At 49.8% G+C, this 22,615-nt stretch carries 15 protein-coding genes; 11 read left to right on the forward strand and 4 right to left on the reverse strand.

The features are described 5' to 3' along the window. The first annotated feature begins 9 nt into the window (after positions 1 to 9). The 7 genes from GX019_00660 to yfcE all read left to right on the forward strand — a co-directional run bounded on the left by GX019_00660 (position 10) and on the right by yfcE (position 12,199). Positions 10 to 2,100, forward strand: a complete 2,091-nt coding sequence (locus tag GX019_00660) for a hypothetical protein (GenBank protein HHT35669.1) — start codon at positions 10 to 12, stop codon at positions 2,098 to 2,100. Positions 2,101 to 2,109: 9 nt separating this feature from the next. Then, positions 2,110 to 5,160, forward strand: coding sequence for a glycoside hydrolase family 2 (locus GX019_00665; GenBank protein HHT35670.1), 3,051 nt, complete (start codon positions 2,110 to 2,112; stop codon positions 5,158 to 5,160). Between the two features lie 131 nt (positions 5,161 to 5,291). Next, positions 5,292 to 6,302: a LacI family transcriptional regulator gene (locus GX019_00670; GenBank protein HHT35671.1), complete on the forward strand. Its 1,011-nt coding sequence runs from the start codon at positions 5,292 to 5,294 to the stop codon at positions 6,300 to 6,302. 36 nt (positions 6,303 to 6,338) lie between these two features. Continuing rightward, a complete protein-coding gene (gene glpK, locus GX019_00675) occupies positions 6,339 to 7,820 on the forward strand; it encodes a glycerol kinase GlpK (GenBank protein HHT35672.1) in 1,482 nt (493 codons plus the stop codon). Beyond that, positions 7,817 to 9,223, forward strand: a complete 1,407-nt coding sequence (locus GX019_00680) for a fucose isomerase (protein ID HHT35673.1) — start codon at positions 7,817 to 7,819, stop codon at positions 9,221 to 9,223. The genes glpK and GX019_00680 overlap by 4 nt, the downstream gene beginning before the upstream one ends. A 69-nt stretch (positions 9,224 to 9,292) precedes the next feature. Continuing rightward, on the forward strand, positions 9,293 to 11,575 hold the full coding sequence (locus GX019_00685; GenBank protein HHT35674.1) for a glycoside hydrolase family 95 protein: 2,283 nt from the start codon (positions 9,293 to 9,295) through the stop codon (positions 11,573 to 11,575). 69 nt (positions 11,576 to 11,644) lie between these two features. Further along, the gene (gene yfcE / locus GX019_00690) at positions 11,645 to 12,199 is read left to right on the forward strand and encodes a phosphodiesterase (GenBank protein ID HHT35675.1); all 555 of its coding nucleotides are present in this window, start codon (positions 11,645 to 11,647) and stop codon (positions 12,197 to 12,199) included. Between the two features lie 29 nt (positions 12,200 to 12,228). On the opposite strand, the gene rocF is transcribed toward yfcE, so the two are convergent. Both rocF and GX019_00700 read right to left on the reverse strand, forming a co-directional pair. After that, positions 12,229 to 13,158 (reverse strand): arginase, encoded by a 930-nt coding sequence (gene rocF / locus GX019_00695; GenBank protein ID HHT35676.1) that lies wholly within the window; start codon positions 13,156 to 13,158, stop codon positions 12,229 to 12,231. Between the two features lie 44 nt (positions 13,159 to 13,202). Continuing rightward, positions 13,203 to 14,537: a hypothetical protein gene (locus GX019_00700; protein HHT35677.1), complete on the reverse strand. Its 1,335-nt coding sequence runs from the start codon at positions 14,535 to 14,537 to the stop codon at positions 13,203 to 13,205. Positions 14,538 to 14,704: 167 nt separating this feature from the next. Between GX019_00700 and GX019_00705 the strand changes: the two genes are divergently transcribed. Beyond that, entirely contained in the window at positions 14,705 to 17,203 is a 2,499-nt protein-coding gene (locus GX019_00705; protein ID HHT35678.1) for a diguanylate cyclase, read from the forward strand. A 22-nt stretch (positions 17,204 to 17,225) separates the two neighbouring features. On the opposite strand, the gene GX019_00710 is transcribed toward GX019_00705, so the two are convergent. Both GX019_00710 and GX019_00715 read right to left on the reverse strand, forming a co-directional pair. Further along, the gene (locus GX019_00710; protein HHT35679.1) at positions 17,226 to 17,480 is read right to left on the reverse strand and encodes a hypothetical protein; all 255 of its coding nucleotides are present in this window, start codon (positions 17,478 to 17,480) and stop codon (positions 17,226 to 17,228) included. A 280-nt stretch (positions 17,481 to 17,760) separates the two neighbouring features. After that, positions 17,761 to 18,222, reverse strand: coding sequence for a hypothetical protein (locus GX019_00715; GenBank protein ID HHT35680.1), 462 nt, complete (start codon positions 18,220 to 18,222; stop codon positions 17,761 to 17,763). Positions 18,223 to 18,427: 205 nt separating this feature from the next. On the opposite strand from GX019_00715, the gene GX019_00720 reads away from it, so the two are divergent. From GX019_00720 to GX019_00730, 3 genes are all read left to right on the forward strand, one after another. Beyond that, a complete protein-coding gene (locus GX019_00720; GenBank protein HHT35681.1) occupies positions 18,428 to 20,461 on the forward strand; it encodes a hypothetical protein in 2,034 nt (677 codons plus the stop codon). Between the two features lie 16 nt (positions 20,462 to 20,477). Beyond that, positions 20,478 to 21,197 carry a hypothetical protein gene (locus GX019_00725; protein ID HHT35682.1) on the forward strand — a complete coding sequence of 240 codons (720 nt, stop codon included), beginning with the start codon at positions 20,478 to 20,480 and terminating at the stop codon, positions 21,195 to 21,197. A 130-nt stretch (positions 21,198 to 21,327) separates the two neighbouring features. Next, positions 21,328 to 22,602 (forward strand): carbohydrate ABC transporter substrate-binding protein, encoded by a 1,275-nt coding sequence (locus tag GX019_00730; GenBank protein ID HHT35683.1) that lies wholly within the window; start codon positions 21,328 to 21,330, stop codon positions 22,600 to 22,602. The last annotated feature ends 13 nt before the right edge of the window (positions 22,603 to 22,615 follow it).

Here is a 22,615-nt window from a genome sequence, read left to right on the forward strand (position 1 = left end):
CGTGACATCATGATCAATCAGCATCTTTCCTATAAAGGCCGCACTCTGCGGACCAGACCCGGCAAACTGCTGCTGGGTCCTACCGGCAAGCGCTTGTTTGCCGATTACTTAGATAAAGAACCGGGCTTTGTAGGACGGATTGATTTTATCCATACCATCAATTTAACAGGTTTATATCGCGTAAAATGCAGCGCTGTTCAGGACTATGAAGCGGCGGAAACGGTTTGGTATCCCAGTATGCTCACAATGGAGCTGGACAGCAGTCGGGTGACCTTTTCCGAAACCAAATTTATAACTTTAGATGACTGCGCTGTATCCTGCCAAACTTGGACTAACAAAACGGGCAGACCCATTGAAATTGCTTTAGAAGTAGGGGCAGAGCTCTGCGAAGCTGAGTACGACGCTGAATCGGAGTGCATGATCTTCCGCTCTCCTAAGACCGATCACGGCTTTGCAGTGGGAGCAGCGGTGAAAACTGATCTTGGTTTAGAAGCTAATCCGTTAATGCTGAACCCCGGGGAAAGTGTGGATTTTGTGGTCTGCGCTGCGGTAGGAAATCTGGAAACTGAAACCACTGCCGACTTAATTCAGAAAGTGAAAACCTATTTCAGCGGCGATCAGGATTATATTGAAAGGCAGAATAGAGAATACCAGCGCTTTTTCGATGCAATTCCCTACTTCGATTCCAGCGATCCGGTTTTAAACAAAACCTGGTATTACCGCTGGTTCATCCTCCGCCACAATCTGGCCCAGCCTGATTACGGATTTCTTAAGGGCGCGGTAATGTATGAAGGGCGGTCGCACAAGAAGTCGAAAGCGCCCCTTTCCAGCCGCGGGTGGGGATTTGCCAAATTAATTAATTTATCCACACCACACCATATCGTGGATATGCGCTGGCATTTAAACCAGAAGTTTGTTTATGAAATGATCGAAAACATGGTCAATAACTTAGAGGAGAATGGCCTGTTCTGCTCCGCGTATGTAGACCGCCGGCTCCACTCATTTGCCAATTACGGCATTTGGGCAATCTACCAGTTCTATTTGGTCAGCGGCGATCAAGAGTTCATCAGGAAAATTCTGCCCAGGCTTAAGGAAGTAATCGCTAACGCCGACCGGGTTTATTCCCGAGACGACAACCTCCATGTCGAGGTTAAGCACAACCGCACCGGCAAGGAATATCAGCCAAGCTACTGGTATTTCCACAATTACCCGGATAATCCCAAGGATCCAGAAACCTATACCCATCTGAAGCGGGTAGACCGCTCCATCTACCACTACCAAAATGTGCTGGGAACAGCTAGATTGTGCGAAGCGGTTGGCGATCCGGATAGTGAGCAGTACAGGGCCAAGGCTGAGGCTATTAAAAATGATGTTCTCACCAAAATGTGGGATCAGGAAACCGAATTTTTCTATGATCTCCACCATGAAACAGATGAAAAGGCGATGGTCAAGAACATTGTGGGCATTTATCCCCATTGGGCTCAAATCACAGCGGAAGAGCATTTAGGGGCCCTGGAAAAACTCTTTGATCCAGATCATTTCCACACGAACAGCCCATTCCCATCGGTTTCTAGGGAATGTCCAGCGTACCGCCCGGAAGGGGGATGGATGGGACGGTTTATCAAGGGTAGAAACGGCTGTGTCTGGTGCGGACCATCGTGGCCTTACACAACCGGGGTTGCTATTGACGCGATCGGATTGGAAAGCAAGCGATACAATCACCGCTATGATCGGGAATTCGCCTATTATCTTCGGGAGTACTCCCTGCAGCATTTTCGGGATCGTGACCTTAACAAGCCTTATCTGGTTGAGCACTACCACGGCGAAACCGGCGAGCCCATCAGCGATGAGCCTGATTACAACCACTCTTTTTACATCAACCTGATTATGACTCACGCTGCCGGTATTGATATCCGGGAAGATGGGATTCACTTTGATCCCATTGATATCGGGTTGGATTACTTTATTTTAGACCAAGTTCATATTCAAGGTGATATATATAAAATTACGTATAAAAAGCCGGACTGCACTGATCCCAAGGCAGAGGGGCTTGAATCCGGCTACAATGTTTATAAAAATGGGATCAAGCTGGAGCTTTAAGGAAGGAGAATTGCTTTGGCACAGGATACGTTCGCAGACTTATTCGCGGATCTTGCCCTGACTGAGCATCCGGGAAGTAATGATCAGGTACAGGAAGTTAAACCGCCTGTTTTAGAGAAACAGTTTTTTCAGCCAAGTAATGAGATAGCTGATCCCACTGCCGAGCTTTCCTATCAGGAAAAACTCAAGCAGTTTGAAAATGAGCTGCAGAAACTGCGGATGAAGTATGCGCCGTTTCTGGAAAACCATGTTCCGGAGCCACCTCTGGAGCGGCGCCGCTTGTCCCTTACCGAGTTTCAGTTTCGCTATCAGACTGAAGCGGATTATGAGTTTACCAATGTGCTGAATGGCTTAGGTGAGTGGGAGCAGGTTACCATTCCCGACTATCGGGGTCCTGCCGGCGAGGACGGCAAGTGGACCGGTTATTACCGCACCGAATTTAAATTCGAGAAAACTCCTGGGAAAAGAGTATATTTAGTGTTTAAAGGTGTGGATTACGCTGCGGATGTTTATGTCAATAACAAGTGCGTCGGCAGGCATGAAGGTTTTTTTGCACCTTTTGAATTTGATGTGACTGAGCTTATTCAAGAACACAATGTGCTGGTGGTGGAAGTCAAGAATGACTATCCGACCCTGGGAGTGCAGGAAAATCAGCGGTTAGACGGGGATAAAATCTACGCTGCCACCGGTCCGGGTTGGGATGATCCGGAGTCGGGCTGGCATCACTGCCCACCGGGAGCCGGGATTTATAACCAGGTGTACCTGGAAGAAAGAGCGGATCTGTTTGTTCACGATGTTTTTATCCGGCCGGACATTGACAGGCATAGTATTGAAGTCTGGGTCGATCTTTCCAGCAGCAGTGATCAGGTTGTGGAAGATTTCAAGTTTGAACTGTCCGTGTGGGCGCGGAATTATGATGGAGGTCAACTGCTGACTGAGAAGATTGACGTTCCCTATACCGGACCCGGTCTCAACTACTACCGCTACCGGCTGCCTTTTTCCGACTACCGCCTGTGGGAGCCGGATCAGCCCTGGCTTTATACTGCGCGGGTAAAAGTTGCTAAGGATGGCGAGCTGTTAGACAGCTTTGACCGCAATTTTGGCATGCGCAAATTCCATCAGGATGAGGAGGCGGAACCAAAAGGAACACTCTACCTCAATAATCGGCCCATTATATTAAGAGGTGCCAATGAAATGGGGCATCTGCAGCAGTGCGTGATGCGGGGAGACTTTGAACAGCTGATCGACGATATTCTCATTGCTAAACTGGCTAATATGAATTATTACCGCATCACTCAGCGTCCGGTTCAGGAGGAAATCTACGATTACCTGGATATGCTGGGGATGATGCACCAGTGCGACCTGCCGCTGTTCGGCACCTTAAGGCGGAATCAGTTTTATGAGGCAATCAAGCAGGTGGGAGAGATGGAGCGTTTAATCAGAAGCCATCCATCTTCCATCATGGTCACGTTTATCAATGAGCCGGTGGCAATCCGCAAGCATCCGGATCCCAAGCATAAATACAACCGCCGCTATCGGGAAAAGGCTCACCGCCACTTGTTTAGGCAGGAGCTGGAATACTTTTTTGCCGCAGCCCGGAAAGCTATTGCCCTGGAAAACCCGGATCGGGTCGTGAAGAATGTGGAAGGCGACTATGATCCTCCGACGCTGGAAGGAATGCCCGATTTCCACTGCTACTGCATGTGGTACACCAACCATGGTGTTCCCCTCGGGAAACTGCATATGGGCTATCTGCCGGCCGTTAAGCAGGGCTGGAAAGTGACCTGTGGAGAATACGGCACAGAGGGCTTGGACAACTATCCGGTGATGGAGAAATACTATCCCCGCGAGTGGCTGCCGGAAGATGAACATGAACCCTGGCAGCCCAATCGGATTGTGCGAGCTCAGACCTATTCAATGCACGGTGATTGGTATCCGGAGCAGAGCAGCATCCGCGACTGGATTGCAGCCAGCCAAGAGCATCAGGCGCTGGCCACCAAGCTGATGACCGATGCTTTTCGCAGACGCTCTGATCTGCTGGTGGGCACGGCTGTGCACCTCTTGATTGATGCGTGGCCGTCGGGATGGATGAAGGCGCTGGTTGATGTTGACCGCGTACCTAAGCCCGCGTATTTTGCCTACCAGGAAAGTCTGGTTCCGGTGCGGGTTAATCTCCGCTCCGATCGGTGGAAAGTGTACTGCGGCGACCAGGCAGATCTCGATGTTTGGCTGTTAAATGATACTGCAGAAGACCTTCGGGACTGCAAGGTTATAGTCACTGTGCGGGATGACCAGAGAATTTATCAGTCGTTTGACAAAACCATCACAGGCAAAGCGGTTTCCCCAACGTATACAGGAACGGTAAGGCTTAAGGTTCCTCAGGTTGCGGACCGAAGTTTATTGTATCTGGATGCTGCCCTTTACAGCAGTACCGGTGAAAAAATTAATCAAGAGCGGTTAACGCTGGAAGTATTTCAAAAACATGCTCTGCCTAAAAAGATGAAAACAGTATATCTTGGCGCTGCCGCCGCTGACTTAGTCAGCCGACTTGAACTTAGCGCAGCAGAGTTTAAGAATGATCTGCAGGCAGATGTGATCATTGCAGCAGCCGAGGAAATTGAGGAACATCGAGCAGAGCTTATCAAGCAGGTTGAAAAGGGAGCCCATTTGCTTGTGATTAGAGGAGCGCAGCCCCTTGCATTTAAGTTTGGCGAAAACTGCTTTACTGCTAAATCGATGAATCCGGTTTATTTCGCTGCTGTAAATCGAGAGTCAGAATTGATGCAGCAGTTTAAACCCGATGACTTTGCTTATTTTTACAGCGCGCTGCATGAACAGTTGGACTTTACAGCGGACTGTTATTTACTCGGCAGTGACCTGGAACCGCTTGTTTATACTTATCAAAAGGTAAACGAGCCGGGTGGTAAGCCGAAGCGAATTATTGCTGGTACGACCAAATATGGAAGCGGCAGGGTTACGGTCTGCGGTCTGCCTCTGGCAGGAAAGATTGGTTTTAATCCAACCTTAGATCGTTTTATGCAGGCGTTAGTACAGTTTTAGGCGGCTGCCTGGGATTATGTCGATTTCCCTAACATAATTTACTTCGATTAATCATTTACTAAATATATTGACGTATTTTTAGTAAATTGATAAACTATAGATAGAATAGTATTCGAACTGAGGTTGATCTAATGAAAAGAAAACCAAGCATCCAGGAAATTGCAAAACTGGCGGATGTATCACCCGCAACCGTTTCGAACGCGCTGAACAACAAACCGGGGGTTAGCGACAGTACCCGGGCGAGAATCAAGACTATTGCCTATGAGCTCGGCTATAAAAAAACTCGTGAGCGGAATAAGTATACGGCAATCCGTGTAATTATTTATAAGCGCAGCGGGCTGGTCGTCGCCGATACGCCATTCTTTGCCAAACTAATTGAGGGAATGGAGCAGCAGTGCAGAACAGCAAAGATGGAGATGTTAATTTCCCACATTACCAGAGACGAAGGGGATTATTTATCTCAAATTGCTGAGATCGAGCAGGACGGCGTGCTGGGATACGTGATTCTGGCAACTGAGATGCTGCCTGAAGACTATGCTCTGTTTACTAATCTGCAGCAGCCGGTGGTCTTTTTAGACTCCTGTTTTCCTTATGAGAGCCAGGACTTTGTGTTAATCAACAATGTCCAAGGCGCTTATTTGGCAACAAAGCATCTCATTGACGAAGGGCATCAGCGCATTGGCTACCTCCAGAGCTCCGTGTTTATTAACAACTTTAATGAGCGCAAGCAGGGGTTTACCCAAGCCCTGGCTGCCCATGGTTTAGAGATAGACACTGGCTATTGGTATCAGCTTGAACCGACCTTGGACGGTTCATATCGCGATATGCTCGCGCTGCTTAGACGCGGCGCTGAAATGCCCTCAGCCTTTTTTGCCGATAATGACATCATCGCTTTTGGCGCCATGAGTGCGTTAAAAGAGTTTGGCGTAAAAATTCCTGAGGATGTTTCCATTGTAGGCTTTGACGATATGCCTTACTGCGAGATTTCCGATCCGAAGTTGACCACCGTGTATGTCAACAAACAGGAACTGGGTGCAATCGCGGTTAAGCGCCTGGTGGAAAAAAACAATAACGGCCGGTCGATTCAAAAAATTGCCCTCAATGTTGAGCTGGTAAAGCGGCAGAGTGTTAAAAAGCTGTAAACGTTTGCGGCTGGCATAAGGAGTTGGAGAGGAAAAGTGGAGACGTATATCCTAGCCCTTGACCAGAGCACCTCTGGGACAAAGGGCTTATTAGTAAATGCGGAGGGACGCATTGTCCATCAGCACTGGATGGGCCACGAGCAGATTTATCCCCAGCCGGGCTGGGTGGAACACGATCCGGAAGAGATTTATCAAAATGTGCTGAAGACAGCGGAGGCCCTGCTTAAGCAGAGCGGCATCGCTTCTAATGCGATTGCAGCCTTAAGTATTACCAATCAGCGTGAAACAGTGGTTGTTTGGGATCAAACCAACAGCAAGCCTGTATATAACGCCATCGTGTGGCAGTGCATGCGCGGCGAAAAGATCTGCACCGATCTCAGCAATGCTGGCCATGAGCAGGAGATTCTGAAGCGCACCGGCTTGGTGGTAGATCCGTATTTCTCTGCCAGCAAAATCAAATGGATTCTGGATCACGCAGCAGCAGAAGTCGATCGGGAAAAGCTGCTGTTTGGAACCATCGACAGCTGGTTAATCTGGAAGCTGACTGATGGTAGGGTCCACGCCTGTGATTATTCAAACGCATCCCGCACCATGCTATTTAACATTCAAAGGCTGGAGTGGGATCAGGACATCTTTGATCTGCTGGATATTCCTCTGGCAATGGCACCGGAAGTGCGCTCATCCAACGCTGAATTTGGCTCAACCGATCTTGGCGGTTTACTGCCCCGACCGGTTCCGATCTGCGGCGTGATGGGGGATTCACAAGCGGCACTATTTGGTCAAGGCTGCATTACGCCAGGATCTGCGAAGGTTACCTACGGTACCGGTTCTTCGATTGTTTTAAACATTGGTTCAGAGTTTCAGCTGCCGGCTGGAGGAATCGTAACTTCCCTGGCGTGGGGGATCGATGGTAAAGTTGATTATGTGTTTGAAGGTAACGTTCACTGCACCGGAAAAACGATCGATTGGATGATAAATACCCTGGGTTTGATCCCGGATGCAGAAAGCTCAGAGACAGTCGCCCTATCAGTACCGGATAACGGCGGCGTTTATCTGGTCCCGGCCTTTGTGGGCTTAGGTGCTCCGTATTGGCGGAGTGATTTAAAAGCCGCCCTTTTTGGACTGACATTTAACAGCACGAAAGCTCACGTTGTCCGGGCTGGGCTTGAGAGCATCGCGTACCAGATTTATGATGTTCTAGCAGCAATGGAGAAAATTGGCGCCAAGCTCGGCCAGATTAAGGCGGACGGGGGCGCATCCCACAATCGCTTTTTAATGCAGTTTCAAGCGGATATGCTCCAGCTGCCGGTGATGACGCTGCCGTATGGGGAGCTGTCGGCACTTGGTGCCGCGTATATGGGGGGCATTGGTTTAGGAATGTGGAAATCTCTGGCGGAGATTGAAGCCTTCAACGCGGATGGGAAAGTTTACCAACCTAGTTTGTCATTATCCGAACGGAATCAGCTGCTCTGCGGATGGCATGAAGCAGTGAATAAGCTAATGGGGGAGAAACAATGAAAATTGGAGTAATAATTGGAAGACGAGGGTTTTTCTCAGCTGAACTCTGCCTTGACGGCAGAAAGCGGATCCTGAAAGCGCTGGAGGAAGCGGGAGTTACACCGATCGTCCTGCCGGAAGATGTAGGGGCTTACGGCAGTGTGCAGAACAGAGAACAGGCGCTGGCCTGCGCGGAACTGTTTAAACAGCACCGTGACGAAATCCAGGGGATCATTATTACCCTGCCCAACTTTGGTGATGAGAAATCGATCGCAGCGGTGCTGCGGGAGTTTAAAGCAGATGTGCCGGTTTTGGTGCATGCCTTTAATGACCACCTGGATCAGCTCAATTATGTAAACCGCCGCGACAGTTTCTGCGGCAAGATTTCGGTCTGCAACAACCTGCGCCAGTACGGGTTTAAATATTCCTTGACCAGCCTGCATACGGTTGATCCAGAGGATCCGTCATTTAAGGCAGATCTGGAGCGGTTCTTAGCTGTCTGCCGGGTTGTCAAAGCGGTGCGCAGCGCTAGAATCGGTGTTGTGGGGCCGCGTCCCGCTGATTTCAACACAGTTCGCTATAGCGAAAAGCTGCTGGAGCACAACGGTATTTCCGTAGAGCCGCTGGGGATTATTGATATCATCGGCAGAATCAACAAACTTGATGAGGAACGTGTGAATCAAGCAATTACTGAGATCAAGGAATATATGCGGACCGATGGTGTTCCGGCCGAATCTCTAACCAAGATGGCTGGGCTGCTGACAGTACTTAGAGATTGGATTGATGAGCTGGATCTGACCGGAGTTGCCATCCAGTGCTGGAACTCGCTGCAGGAGCATTTAGGAATCAACCCGTGCACTGCGATGAGTATTTTGGCCAACAGCGGTGTACCAGCATCCTGTGAAAGCGACGTAACCGGAGCAGTCAGCATGCTGGCACTCCAGACCGCCACCAACCTGCCCAGCGCTATCGTGGATTGGAACAACAACTACGGCAATGATCCCAATAAATTTATCCTGTTCCACTGCGGCAACTTTGCCAAAGATGTGTATCAGGTCCGGGAGTGCGCTCCGGCTGTTAATTATCCTGAGATTCTATCTTCCACTTTGGGTAAAGAAAATACTTATGGTTCGATTGACGGCAGTGTTAAGCCCGGTCAAGTCACTTTTGCCCGGGTAACTACTGATGATCTAACCGGACAAATCCGCGCTTACTGCGCCGAAGGAACTGTCACCGAAGACAGCCTGGATACCTTTGGTTCCTGGGGTGTAGTGGAGCTGCCGGGTCTCCAGAAGTTAATGCACTATGTCTGTGAGAATGGCTTTGAACACCATGTAGCGATGGTCCATACATCAGCAGCAGATGTGATCGCGGAAGCGTTTGAGAAATATCTTGGCTGGGAAGTCTACAATCACTCCGAATAAGAAATACTGCAGGAAACGCAGTCGCAAAGCCGAATAACATTGGCGAGCATAATTACAGGAGGGCAGATTATGACGAACACAGCAGGAGAAACAAACTTAGTTCTATGGTATGATCAGCCGGCAGCAGAGTGGGTTGAAGCCCTGCCCATCGGCAACGGCCGGCTGGGAGCAATGGTATTTGGAGATCCTAAAACTGAGCATCTCCAGTTAAACGAAGAGACAATTTGGACCGGAAAACCAAATGATTACGCCCGGAAGGGCGCTTACCAGTACTTAGATAAAATTCGCAGTTTAATTGCGGAAGGCAGGCAGAAGGAAGCCGAGGAGCTGGGGATGGAAGTGTTTATGGGCAATCCCATCCGTCAGCAGTCCTATCAGCCTTTCTGCGATTTGTATTTAGATTTTCCTGAGATTAACGCTGAACAAGTTAACAACTATCGGCGCCGGTTGGATTTAGAACAGGCAGTCGCTGACGTTGAATTTGTGCACAATGGTGTGAAATACCGGCGGGAGTATTTAGTGAGCCATCCCCATCAGGTAATTGCATCCCGCATCAGCGCGGATCAAGATGGGATGGTCAGCTTCACTGCTTCCTTGGGCAGCGCGCATGAAGCAGTTGAGGTTACCAGCGATGGCCAAGGGTTAATCCTTCGGGGTGAGGTTGAGCCCGGTGGAATCAGGTTTGAAGCGCGGGTGATCGTCACAACCGCTGGTGGAAAGGTAAGTATTGAAACCGAAGGAAACGCAGCAAGAATTTGCGTCTTTGCAGCCAATTCCGCGGTTGTGATGGTTGTTGGCGCCAGCAGTTTTGTTAACTACCGGGACATCAGCGGAGATCCCGGGAGCCGCTGCAGCGACTACCTTAGTGCTTTAGCTGGGGTTACCTGGGAACAGATCAGAGCAGCTCATCTAAAGGATTATCAGGCGCTGTTTGGCACTGTTCAACTTGATCTCGGTGTCAAGCCCTTGGATAAGCCAACTGACAAGAGGGTAGCTGAGTTTGATCCTAACGAGGACCTTCAGCTGATCGAGCTGTATTTTCAGTTCGGCCGCTATTTGATGATTTCCGGTTCACGCCCGGGTACACTACCCTTGAATCTGCAGGGAATCTGGAATGAAGAGCTTAAGCCTTCATGGGGAAGTAAGTTTACCTGCAATATTAACTTAGAGATGAACTATTGGCCGGCAGAAGCTGCGAACTTAGGCATCTGCCACAAGCCTTTGTTTGAATTTATGAAAGTGCTCCACCAAACCGGCTCAGTTGTGGCTCAAGAGCACTACAACTGCCGGGGCTGGGTGCTGCATCACAACACCGATATTTGGGGCGGAACCGCACCGGTCAACCATTCCAACCATGGAATATGGCCCACAGGGGGAGCGTGGCTCTGCACCCATATCTGGCAGCACTACCTCTATAATGAGGATCGGGAGTTCTTAGAGGAATACTACCCGATCATGCGGGATGCCGCCTTGTTCTTCATGGACTTCATGGTCGAAGATGAAAAAACCGGATGGCTGATCAGCACTCCGTCGAACTCCCCGGAGCAGGGAGGATTGGTTGCCGGTCCGACAATGGATCACCAGATTATCAGGGAGCTGCTCAGAAACTGCAGCGCCGCCAGTGAGGTTTTAGGGGTTGATGCGGATCTGAGGGAAGAATGGCAGAAGATGATCAAGCGGATCGCGCCGAATTTAATCGGAAAACACGGTCAGCTGCAGGAGTGGCTGGTTGACATCGATGATCCGAACAATAAGCACCGCCATGTATCCCATTTGTACGGGCTGTTTCCGGGTGAAGATATCAGCCCTCACCTCAATCCAGAATTGGCTCAAGCGGCCGCTAAATCTCTGGAGTTTAGGGGAGATAAGGGTACCGGCTGGAGCATGGCTTGGAAGATCAACTGGTGGGCTCGCCTGGAAGACGGAGACCGGGCTTACCGCTTGCTTACCAACCTGATTCAGGAAGGCACCTATCCGAACTTGTTTGATGCCCATCCACCGTTCCAAATTGATGGCAATTTCGGAGCGATATCTGGGATCATGATGATGCTGGTTCAGAGTCATCTCGGCGCTATCAGTCTTTTGCCGGCGCTGCCGCAAGCTTGGAAGAAGGGCAGCGTGAGGGGTATCTGCGCTGCTGGTGGATTTAGTGTTGATCTGGCTTGGGATCAGGGCCGCTTAACGGCAGCCGAGATTACCTCAAGATTTGGTAACGAGTGCCGGATCCGCTCTGCTGAGGCAGTTGAAGTTTATAACAGCAGTGGTGAAAAAACAGCAGTCCGGAGCGAAGCTGGCGTTTACGCCTTTGCGACTCAAAAAGGTGAGACTTACCAGATTGTTTGTCAAAACTAAATAAAGATACGGAGACCAGAATATACTGTGGTCTCCGTTCTACACTTTAGAAGCAGGGAGTTGATAACGATGAAGATAGGAGTAATCAGTGATACTCACGGCAGTTTGACTGCTTGGCAGCAGGCCTTGGCTGGACCGTTTGCTGATGTGGATTTTATCATCCATACCGGCGATGTGCTTTACCACGGAGCCCGCAATCCGCTGCCAGAAGGCTATGCACCGGCAGACTTAGCGGAAGCGATTAATGCCTGTAAGCTTCCCATCATGATTGTCAAGGGCAACTGCGACAGCGAAGTAGACCAGATGGTCCTTAACGTGCCCCTCCAATCACCCTTCCTCATTACCGACCAGCCGGTGGGGCGCATACTCGCAACCCACGGCCACTACTATGATGAGGCTCAGACTCTGGTTTTAGCTGAGCGGTACCAGATTGAGATCTGGATCAGTGGGCACACCCATGTACCTGTTCTGGAGCGCACAGGAAACACGATTTTCCTAAATCCGGGCAGCTGCTCACTGCCCAAAGGTGAAGAGCCCCGCAGCTGTGTGGCGGTAATCACCGCTGATGAGCTCCAGCTGATTGATTTAAATACTAAATCAGTCTATAAATCACTGCAAAGATAAGTAAAGCAGCCGTGTTTGGCTGCTTTTTTTTAGGCAAAGCTGGCAATCTGGGCCCTGCCTGCATCTTTATGAAACAGCTGCGCTGCCAGAGCGACTGCTGCAGAAGCTGTCTGCTGATTTTGATCTAACCGGGGATTGAGTTCGACGATGTCCATGGATGTAATGATGTCTGCTCTGCTTAATTCTAACATTGCCGCAGCGCATTCCGGAACTGTCATGCCGTTTGGGCATGGTGTGCCTACCCCCGGCGCTGCAGCAGGATCAAGCACATCGATGTCAAAACTTAAGTGCACTTTATCTGCGCGTCCAGCAAGATATTTGATGCTCTCTCGGATCACTTTGCGGATGCCCAACCGGCGGATATCTGCCATGGGGTAAAGCTTGATGCCGTACTCCCGGATCAGCTGCTTCTCACCCCAGTCAAAAGAGCGCGCTCCAATGATCACCACATTTTCCGGTTTCACTTTTGGGTAAAAGCCACCGATATTGACTAACTTCGGGTGTCCCAAGCCGAGGCTGGCCGCCAAAGGCATGCCGTGGATGCGGCCGGAGGGTGTTGTTTCGATTGTATTTAAGTCGGGGTGGGCATCGAGCCAGATTACTCCCAGGTTATCGGAACCAGCAGCTGCTGCGGCAACTGAGCCGATGCTGATGCTGTGATCCCCTCCCAGGACAATTGGAAATGCGCTGCCCTGTTTGAAGATGCAGCCAAGTCTTGCATACAGCTCTTGGCTGACCTTGACTACACTGGCAAGATTCTTAAGTGAAGTTGGTTCGGATCCAATGCTTCCATTCTCAGTGGCGGTCCTGATATTGCCCCAATCTGTTACCACATACCCTAAGGCCTCCAGTTTGCCAATCAAACCGGCATTCCTCAGTGCTTGAGGACCTCGGTCTGCGCCGTCTTCGTCCTGTCCGGCTTGGGAAGGTACGCCTAGGATTGCAATTGTTTTAGCCATAAATTCCACTCCTTAATCCACCGGGAAAACACTAACAACTTGTATTATACCACGCTTGAACGCTGGGTGTAAGCAGACCGCTCATATTTCGAGATGAAGAATAAGAAGATAATCTCTGTCAGCTCGCAGGCAAGCATTCCAAATACACCTACTAGGGCGGGGTTGGCGAGATTGAGCCGGGAGGCGGCAAATACCGCTCCTGTCAAGGTCAGCACATTAACAACCTTACCCCAGCTGACATACTTGGTTTTCCGCTCGTACATCAGCATTCCCCAGTAAAACTCGCGCACAATTACAAAAAACGGCAGGATCACTTTCCATCTAATCACACCCAGTGCCGGTTCAATAATCTCAGCCGGAGCTTGGATCCAGTGCTCCAGCAGAAACCTACCGAGACCGGTATAGCCCATCAGGGCAATGATTAAAGCAAAAAACGCCGCAACAGCCAGTCCAAAGCGTTGAACCTGGTGGCGGGTGCCGTTTGGAGTTCCCATAAAGCTGATGGGGATCTGGTGAAACGATCCGAGGGGACTGATGCAAATGCTGCCCAACCCCCAGCCAACCGCATAGGCTGATAAAGCTATTTCCGGAGTAACAGTCTGCCCCAAACCGGCATTGACAATTGGTGTACCCAACGAACGGATTAGACCCATAATGATCAATGGACCAATAAAACTGAGAATCGTTCGGTATGTTAAATCCGGCACCGGTTCTGGTTTGCTGAGCTGATTAAGCTCAAGGATCTTTGTTTTAGGTCTGCCGATTAGGATCCTTGTGCCGATTACATCAATACTCAGCTCCACTAAAAGGGCAGTCAGGAACATCAGCCCGGCCAGCGCACTGCCTGGAACAAAGGCAATGCGGTCAATCACCAGCACAAAGAGACTGACATAGATCATTCTGCCGATAGTTGACAGTGTAATTAGGCGCGGGGCCTTGAATTTAATCAGGATACCTTGAAAGTAGTTTCTGATTGCGGAAAAAATTGGGAAAAAGAAGAGAATCCGCAGAATGACTACTGCTGCTGCAAGAGTCTTGCCCGATAGGTTCATGGTCTTGGTCAGCACTTGGTAGGACAGGGGACTGTAGATGAAAACCGCAAAAGCTGCGGCTGTTGCGATGATCAGCCAGGTGCAGAAGCGGCGGACTTTGGCCATGCTGTCCTGATCAACTACTAGGGTAGAGTAGGTCTGCCTGAGCATGGAAATCGGGCTCTCGAACAGGTGCATCAGGCTTTTGGCAACTGCAAATGCCGATATATAAATTTCAGGTTCATCAAGACGTCCTAGTCCCGCGTTGAAAAGGGTGTGGGTGATAGTGACTAAGGTGGCGGTTAAGGCTAAAGGCGTGAAGAAAGCAAGCATCGGTTTAATTTTCATCAAGTCCTTTCCCGATAATCCACTAGCTATATTCTAGTTTGGCTGCTGCTTTCCTGTCTGCAGTGCTCCGCGATCCTTTGTGCCTGTGAGCACTTACCTTTTGTTGACAAGACTCTGATTATATAGGAAAATGTTGGCAAACCGCGAGGCCGAAAGGGGCGGACTGCATGGAGCTGAGACTAAAAATTCTAAAAATAATCATTACTATGGCGATGCTTGTGCAGGTTAGGATTGCAGGTGCCCAAAATTTGAACAGCACCGGTGATACGGTGTTTAACGAGGCTGCGTGGCAGCGGATTGAGCGTGAGCTCAAGGCCAGCAACGATCGCTTCCATAAAGCTGAGCTGATCGCCGGAATCGGTCATTGGGAGTTTCATCTTGACGAAGGCACGGTGCTGCTTTCAGACGGAGCGGCTCAAGTGCTGGGATTGGAAAAGAACGAATATACCCTTGATGAGATCGATGCTTTGGTACTGCCGGAATTTGCGGAACTGCGGCTGCAGGCCCGCGCAGCGCTGATCGAGGGCAAAGCTCCTTACGACATCCACTTTCAAATCCGGCGCTTATCTGATGGACAGCCCATCGACCTGCGTTCCACCGGTGAATATGATCCTGATACCAATATCGTCTTCGGTGTTTTCCACGATATTACTACTCAGGTGCAGGCGATCAGCGCCGTCGAGCGTTTGAGGAAAACGCAGGTGAACACGATGTTTGCCTTTTCAACCCTGCAGCTGGCAGCGATTATTGCTTTGATTTTAAACACCTTTAGGCGTATACAGGCTGAAAAAGAACTGAAGCAGAACTTGAACCGCATGGAAAGCTTAGTGAGAATATTACAGCACCCGGCTGAATCCATTCCAGAGCTTTTGAATTACGCTCTGCAGGAATCACTGACTTTAACTGAAAGCAGGGTTGGATACATCGGGATTTATGACGAAACCGGGAAGCAGACAGCGTTCAGCGCCTGCTCAGAGGACTTACGCAAGCTGTTGGAAGAGCGGGAACTGCCGCAGCTCATCCGCGAGCGGAAGCCAATTGTAGTAAATCGAAACGGAAGCGGAACCGGGATCAAGCGCTACATAGCTGTGCCCCTGATCAAGGATGGACGGCTGGCAGCAGTAATCGGTCTTGCTGACAAGTCCAGCAATTACAAAGAACTGGATGTGCTTCAGGCAGCGCTGCTGTTAAACGGAATCTGGGGCACTGTAGCGCGGATCCAGACCGAGATTGCAAACCGCAGTGAGAAGGAACGTTTCAAGACAACACTGCTGTCCTTGGACGAAGGTGTAATTGCTGCTGATCCAAATGGCTTTGTGCAGATTGTTAACCAGGCCGCCGAGCGGCTGATCGGCCGAAGTGCAGATCAAGTAATTGGCATGCCTTTCGATGCCATAATGGAGATCATTGATCAAGATACGAAAACGCGGTGCGAAAGCCCCCTGCGGCGGGTGCTGGAGACAGGCAGGGCTGTGGCTCTTCCCCGCGGCACCATTTTGATTTCCAATGACGGCACTCAGCGCCATGTTGCGGCTTCAGCGGCTCCGATTGTCGGAGAGCAGGGACAGGTGCAGGGTGTGGTAGCTGTTGTGCGGGATATTACCGAAGAAATGCTGCAGCAGGAAACGATCGAATACTTAAGCTACCATGATCAATTGACTGGGCTTCACAACCGCCATTACTTTGAACAGCAGCTTGTGAAGCTGGACTCAGCAGATAATCTGCCCCTTTCGATTCTGATTGCTGACCTGAACGGATTGAAGCTGGCGAATGATGCGTTTGGGCACCGCATGGGCGATAAAATGATCCAGAAAACAGCAGAGATCATTCTTGCCAACCGCCGTCCTGCCGATGTGGCTGCTCGCTGGGGTGGCGACGAGTTTGTGGTTCTGATGCCCCGAACAACCCAGCAGGAAGCAGAAGAATTTGCAGCGCGTTTGAGAGATGAGTTTACAAATACTGATATAAATTCGGTGCTCCTGTCGGTTTCGCTGGGCTGGGATACTAAAGAGCACCTCAATCAGGATTTTAAAGAGGTTTTTGATCAGGCGGAGCAGCGGATGTATCGAGCCAAACTGGTTGGCGGACCGAGTATTCACGGTGAAGCTCTGAAAACAATTATGGCTGCGCTGCATGAAAAAAACAGCCGGGAAGAGGAGCACTCGCTGCGAGTCAGTGAACTGTGCAAGTTGATCGGCACTGAGCTGGGATTGGCGGAACGGGAGATAGAGGAACTGGGTATAATTGGCATGTTTCACGACATCGGGAAGGTGTCAATTGATGAGCAGATTCTCAATAAACCAGGAAAGTTGACTGATCGGGAATACCGGGAAATTAAAAGGCATGCGGAAATCGGGTATCGCATTCTCAAACTTGTTAAGAACATGGAGGATATTGCTGAGTACGTGCTCGCCCATCATGAGCGCTGGGATGGAGGCGGCTATCCCCGGGGCCTGCAGGGTGAAGAAATACCACTTAAAGCCCGAATTGTCGCGATTGCTGATGCGTATGATGCCATGGTCAGCTACCGTCCCTACCGTAGTCAGTTGACCCCAGTCCAAGCAGCAGAAGAACTTATCCGCGGCGCCGGCACCCAGTTTGATCCAGATTTAGTGCAAGTGTTTGTTGATGCCATCGGGCCTCACGGCGATTTGAAAGCAAACTAAATAAAAAAGGGATCGATTCCGATTACTCGGGATCAGACCCCTTTTCAAATACATAACCGCATTCGGAGCAGGTTACTCTCAGGTGTACGTCTTCAGCGATGGTCATTTCCTCGCTGCGGCCGCAGTTCGGGCAGACGATCTGGACAGTGGGGAGCTGTTTAGAGCTGATGATTGCAGCCATAAACTTCTGACCGCATTGATCGCATTCTACCAGATAGCGGCCGTGTAAGTTGAGATTCTCGCTGTAGCCGCAGTTAGGACAGCGGATTGTAGCCATTGCCTTCCTCCTTTACATATACTGGCATCTAGCATCCTCCCGGGAGATATCCGGCATTACAGGGTTAGTAGAATGAATAAAATCAGGAAGATCAGGATTACCAGTAATATAAACAAAACCGGATAGCAAGGAGGCTCAACCTGCCCAATGCGAACATAGTTACCCTCGTTTTTTGCAAGCGCAGTTAAAATCTTGCTCAGCTCCCTTCGAAGTATTCTCTTCCCGCCGATTTGGATAAGCACCGGCAGCTGGCAAAACAGCTGCCGGTTCAGTCAATTTTCTATGCTACTGCGACAAACACCAGGTCAAACTCGATCTCCATGCCCTGAATCAAGTCAGTGGCATTTGCTGCAGGCAGAGTGAGTGCAAATTCTACGTCTTCGTTAGCTCCATCAGTTAAGGCGCGGCCGGCTGGATCGGGCTGTTGGATTAATCCTGCTAAAGAACCGGTGTACAGAACTTCTGGAGTTCCTGTAGGATCAGCTGTAACAGTTATTTCCAGTCTTTCAGCTAACAAACGCGCATCTTGGGGTGTACCACCTGCTGCTGCATACCAATCAGCTGATACATAGTATACAACGTCTACACCTGATGTGTTTTCAACATTGATTATGTCGGTTGCAGTTGAACCACCGACCCAATTGGTTTCGGTAAAAATCGGTGTTAATGGATCGATTGTCAGGTCTACCTGAGCTATACCAACAGTATTGTTCTCATTTAATTGTTGAACTGTGAAAGGCACTATTTTTCACCACCTTTATCATGATTTCAGTATATGTTATGAGCAAGCTGTTTTTTTGGCGATAGTTCTCCTGAGCAAACAGGATTCAGTTCCTGAAAATAGGGAATTGAAAATCATTATCACTTGTTTATCTGCAGGCAAATTGGGGCTCAGTGGTTAATTATGCTAATATGAAAAACAGCGGGGAATAAGGGAGGCTCTAGTAATGGCTTTTAAGTTGATGAAAAATACGGTGATCGAGCTCAATCAGCCTGACAGCAAACCGCTTCAGAACGCTGTCCGCATGTTCCGCCGCGACTTGGCGAATACTCTGCTTGACAGCGAAGAGGATCTCCAGAGTAGTATTTATGTTGATGCAGCTGCGGGCCATGGCTTGGCTTGTGAGCAGTTTGAAATTAAGGTTGAATCAGGGGAAAGACTGGTAATTAGAGCTGGCGATGAGCTGGGCGGCATATACGGACTGCTCTACATCAGCGAGAAATATCTAGGTGTGAAGCCGTTTTGGTTCTGGCACGATCAGCTTTTTCATAAACAGGATTATGTGGAGATTCCGGAAGGTTGCTACCGGTCGAAGCCGCAGCGGGTGCGTTTCCGCGGCTGGTTTGTCAATGACGAGGTGCTTTTAAGTGAGTGGCAGATAGACGGCAGCAGCGATGAGGTGTGGCGAATGGTTTTTGAGACTCTCCTTCGCTGCGGCGGGAACATGGCGATTCCCGGAACTGATCTCAACAGCAAAAAGAACCGGCACTTGGCTGTAGAAATGGGTCTGTGGATCACCCACCACCACGCAGAGCCGTTAGGAGCGGAGATGTTTGCCCGGGTTTATCCTGATCAAGCTCCGTCTTATTTGGAGCATCCGGATTTATTTGAAGAGCTGTGGGAGCAGGCAATTTTAGCCCAGAAGGACCATAAAGTGGTCTGGAATGTGGGCTTTCGGGGGCAGGGAGATCGACCGTTTTGGAGTGATGATCGGCGTTTCAACACTCCGGAAGAGCGAGGGAAGCTGATCAGCCGGATTATGCGGCGGCAGTGCGAGTTGATTAGAGAGTATGTTGCTAATCCGGTTTTCTGCACTAATTTATATGGAGAAATATTGGAGCTGTACCGCGCCGGCCATCTTGACATTCCCGATGATGTGATCAAAATCTGGGGCGACAGCGGTTATGGCAAGATGGTTTCCCGCCGTCAGGGCAACCATAATCCCCGCCATAATGCTTTGGCTGATCCTGATGACCCGGGTCTAAACGGCATCTACTACCACGCGTCGTTCTATGACCTGCAGGCATCGAGCCATATCGCTATGATTCCCAATTCACCGGAGCTGCTGGCTGATGAGCTGAACCAATGCCTGGAGCGCTTGATGGATCAGTATTGGATCATCAACTGCGGCAATGTTAAGCCCCACAGCTATATTCTCGACTTGATCCGAGAGCTGTGGACCGAAGGGACGATCGATGTGGCTCAGCACCGGCGGGACTTTCTCGAAGTTTTCTATCCCCAATCTTTTGTTGAGGATATCAGTCGGTTATTTGATGCCTACTTTGCCAGCACCATTCATTATGGAGTGCATCCTGATGAAAAAGCGGGCGAGCAGTTTTACCACCATCCTGCCCGGGAATTGATCGCCGCCTGTCTCTGCGGGGAAACGGAGCAGACCCTGATGCGCCTGTACTGGGCAACGGGGAAGATTGGATTTCGCGAGCAGATTAAGTGGTTTAAAGCCAAGTGCGCAGCAGCCGTTGCCGGATGGCAGGATTTAGCAGAGCAGTGCCGGAAATTACAGGATCAAATGCCCGCGCCATTCAGCCATGTTTTCTTTGCGATGTTGGGGGTGCAGGTAGAGATCCATTATACAGGCTGTAAAGGCTTTGTTGCGCTCTGTGACAGCCTGCTTGCGCTTTTGGATCGGGACTATGTGCAGGCGTTTGTGCTGGCAGGAGATGCATTGACAGCTTATACTCAAGGAGTTAAGGCGATGGATCAGGCTGAGCATGGTCACTGGCAGGGCTACTATTATAACGACTGTTTGACCAATGTGAAGCTGACCGTTTACTGCTGCGATACACTGCGGCGCTATATCAGGATGCTGGGGGACGGACCCAGCTTCCACAGCTGGGAGCGAAATTATCTTTATGATGCCGGAGACCAGAAAATCGTGCTGCTTACCAATACCAACAATCATTTGTCCGATGATGAGCTGTATCTCAAGCTGAAGAATAAACTGGGAGGCAGCGAATAGCTACAGGAGGGCTAAGATGAGTGGGCGGGACTGGATTGGTGTGGGTTTGTTTTTCCTGTATTTCATTCTTGGAGCGGGCGTAATTGCAGTGATCAGTTCGCTGATCAAAATACCGCAGGAGTTTCGGCGGAAGGCCTATCATTTAATGGCCTGCGGCTCCATTCTGGTGCTTTTGTGGCATTTCGATAACTGGTACGGAGCTCTGACTGCGATCGGCTTGTTTCTGGTGGCAGTTTACGCTGTGGTACCGGCTGCGATGCGCTTGTTCTCCTTTAAGCACATAACAGTGCAGAGAGGCGGTTCGATTAAAGAGCTGTTGTATCAGGCGAGTGTATTTCTGCTCACTTTAGGTCTGCTGATTGCGGTGATTTGGGGCCTGATCGGTGAAGAACACAAGCTGCACATCCTGATTGGGGTTACAGCCCTCAGTTTAGGGGATGCGGCAGCGGCTCTGATTGGCCGGCACTTCGGCAAAAACAAACTGCGTTTTAAGCTGTTTGATCCCAATAAAACGGTGGAAGGCAGTCTGGGAATGATCGGGTTTGCCTTCATCGGGATTTTTACTCTGCTGCTTGTCTACACTGACCTATCGATGGGTACCGCTTTTTTCTCAGCCTTACTGCTGGCAATTGTTAGCGCTATTGTCGAAGCGGCGGCGGTTCATGGTTCAGATACAGTTTTAATTCCTGTGATCGTATCGTTTGCGTCGCTTGGTTTGCTTTTTCTGGTAAGTTAGCTGGATTGGGGGGCTTGGCCCCTCTTTTCTTGTCTGATTTTTACACTTGAATATCTGAAAATTGATTTGAATCAGTTAAAGGTTCCGGATAAAATGTAAATGAAATGTAAAATAAAGAAGGGGGTTAGTTATGAAGAATCGCTTGATGTGTTTGGCTGTTGTGTTTTTGTTAATGTTTGTGGCGATCTCACCGCTGACCGCTGCCGATGAGCCGCTGCGGATCATGTGGTGGGGTTCCCAAGTGCGTCATGACAGGACCCTGCAAGTCATCGAATTGTTCGAGAAAGAAACCGGCATCAAGATGGAACCTGAATTCTACGGCTTTGATGATTACATTTCCAAGCTGAACATTCTGATCGCAGCCAACGATGCTCCTGATATTATGCAGATGGGCGGCAACTTTCCTACCTACATTGACCACATCGAATTCCTCAATCCTTACATCGAATCAGGCGTAGTAGACATTTCCAATACCGATCCCAGCTTTATTGCAATTACTACTTTGGAAGGGAATACCATCGGTCTGTCATCTGGTACGAATGCTCCGGCATTAGCGTACGACCCTGAACTGTTTAAAGCAGCGGGCCTGCCTGAGCCGAGCTTTGACTGGACTTGGGATGAGTTTGAAGCGGCAACACTGAAGATTCAAGAAGAGCTGGGAATCCTGGGCGTAGCTCTCACCCGCAATGACGAGTTCTGGATTCTCACCACTGTAGTGCCGCAATACAATACCGGTGAAAGCTTATTCTTAGAGCCTTATCGCCTTGAGCTGAACTATGAAAATGATGAATATGTAGCTGAGTATTTCCGCATGGTTAAGCGCCTGACTGATGCTGGTGCTTATCCAACTCCGGCTCAAATGGCAGAGATTAAGGATATCGAGGGCAATCCGCTGGTTCGCGGCGAAGCTGCCATGGCGTTTGTCTTCAGCAACCAGTTCGTGGCCCTGTCTGAAGCAGCCGGACGTCCATTAAAGCTGGTCTCGATTCCGAGAAGATACAAGGACGGTCCCCTTTCCATGACCATTATGTCTTCTCAGATGTTCTGTATCTCCAAGAATTCGAAGCAGAAAGAAAATGCGGCGAAATTCCTAGATTTCTTTGCTAACAACGTTGAGGCAAATATGATCCTTAAAGGTGAGCGTGGTGTGCCGATTATGAGACATATCCGGGAAGCGCTAGCTGAGGATCTGCCCTACGCTGAACAAGTAATTTACCAATACCTCACCGACTTAGGCCGGGAAGCAGCTACTGAGATTCTCCTGGATTCGCCGGTTCAGACTCAAATTAGAGATGTGTACATCAGATTGGCAGAAGAAGTGGTCTTTAACCGCACTACTCCGGAGCAAGCAGCTAAGCAGTTCCGGACCGAGGCGGGGGCTATTCTGGACCGCTATCAACCGTAAGTGAACCTATTAG

The sequence above is a fragment of the Bacillota bacterium genome, from assembly GCA_012837335.1.
Taxonomy (GTDB): Bacteria; Bacillota; Limnochordia; order Darwinibacteriales; family DTU012; genus DTU012.

What these genes read in the sequence shown, in the direction of transcription:
- GX019_00660 (HHT35669.1), top strand. Translation starts at nt 10, where the DNA reads ATGATCAATCAGCATCTTTCCTATAAAGGCCGCACTCTGCGGACCAGA.
- GX019_00670 (HHT35671.1), top strand. Translation starts at nt 5,292, where the DNA reads ATGAAAAGAAAACCAAGCATCCAGGAAATTGCAAAACTGGCGGATGTA.
- GX019_00680 (HHT35673.1), top strand. Translation starts at nt 7,817, where the DNA reads ATGAAAATTGGAGTAATAATTGGAAGACGAGGGTTTTTCTCAGCTGAA.
- GX019_00685 (HHT35674.1), top strand. Translation starts at nt 9,293, where the DNA reads ATGACGAACACAGCAGGAGAAACAAACTTAGTTCTATGGTATGATCAG.
- yfcE (HHT35675.1), top strand. Translation starts at nt 11,645, where the DNA reads ATGAAGATAGGAGTAATCAGTGATACTCACGGCAGTTTGACTGCTTGG.
- rocF (HHT35676.1), bottom strand. Translation starts at nt 13,158, where the DNA reads ATGGCTAAAACAATTGCAATCCTAGGCGTACCTTCCCAAGCCGGACAG.
- GX019_00700 (HHT35677.1), bottom strand. Translation starts at nt 14,537, where the DNA reads ATGAAAATTAAACCGATGCTTGCTTTCTTCACGCCTTTAGCCTTAACC.
- GX019_00705 (HHT35678.1), top strand. Translation starts at nt 14,705, where the DNA reads ATGGAGCTGAGACTAAAAATTCTAAAAATAATCATTACTATGGCGATG.
- GX019_00710 (HHT35679.1), bottom strand. Translation starts at nt 17,480, where the DNA reads ATGGCTACAATCCGCTGTCCTAACTGCGGCTACAGCGAGAATCTCAAC.
- GX019_00720 (HHT35681.1), top strand. Translation starts at nt 18,428, where the DNA reads ATGGCTTTTAAGTTGATGAAAAATACGGTGATCGAGCTCAATCAGCCT.
- GX019_00725 (HHT35682.1), top strand. Translation starts at nt 20,478, where the DNA reads ATGAGTGGGCGGGACTGGATTGGTGTGGGTTTGTTTTTCCTGTATTTC.
- GX019_00730 (HHT35683.1), top strand. Translation starts at nt 21,328, where the DNA reads ATGAAGAATCGCTTGATGTGTTTGGCTGTTGTGTTTTTGTTAATGTTT.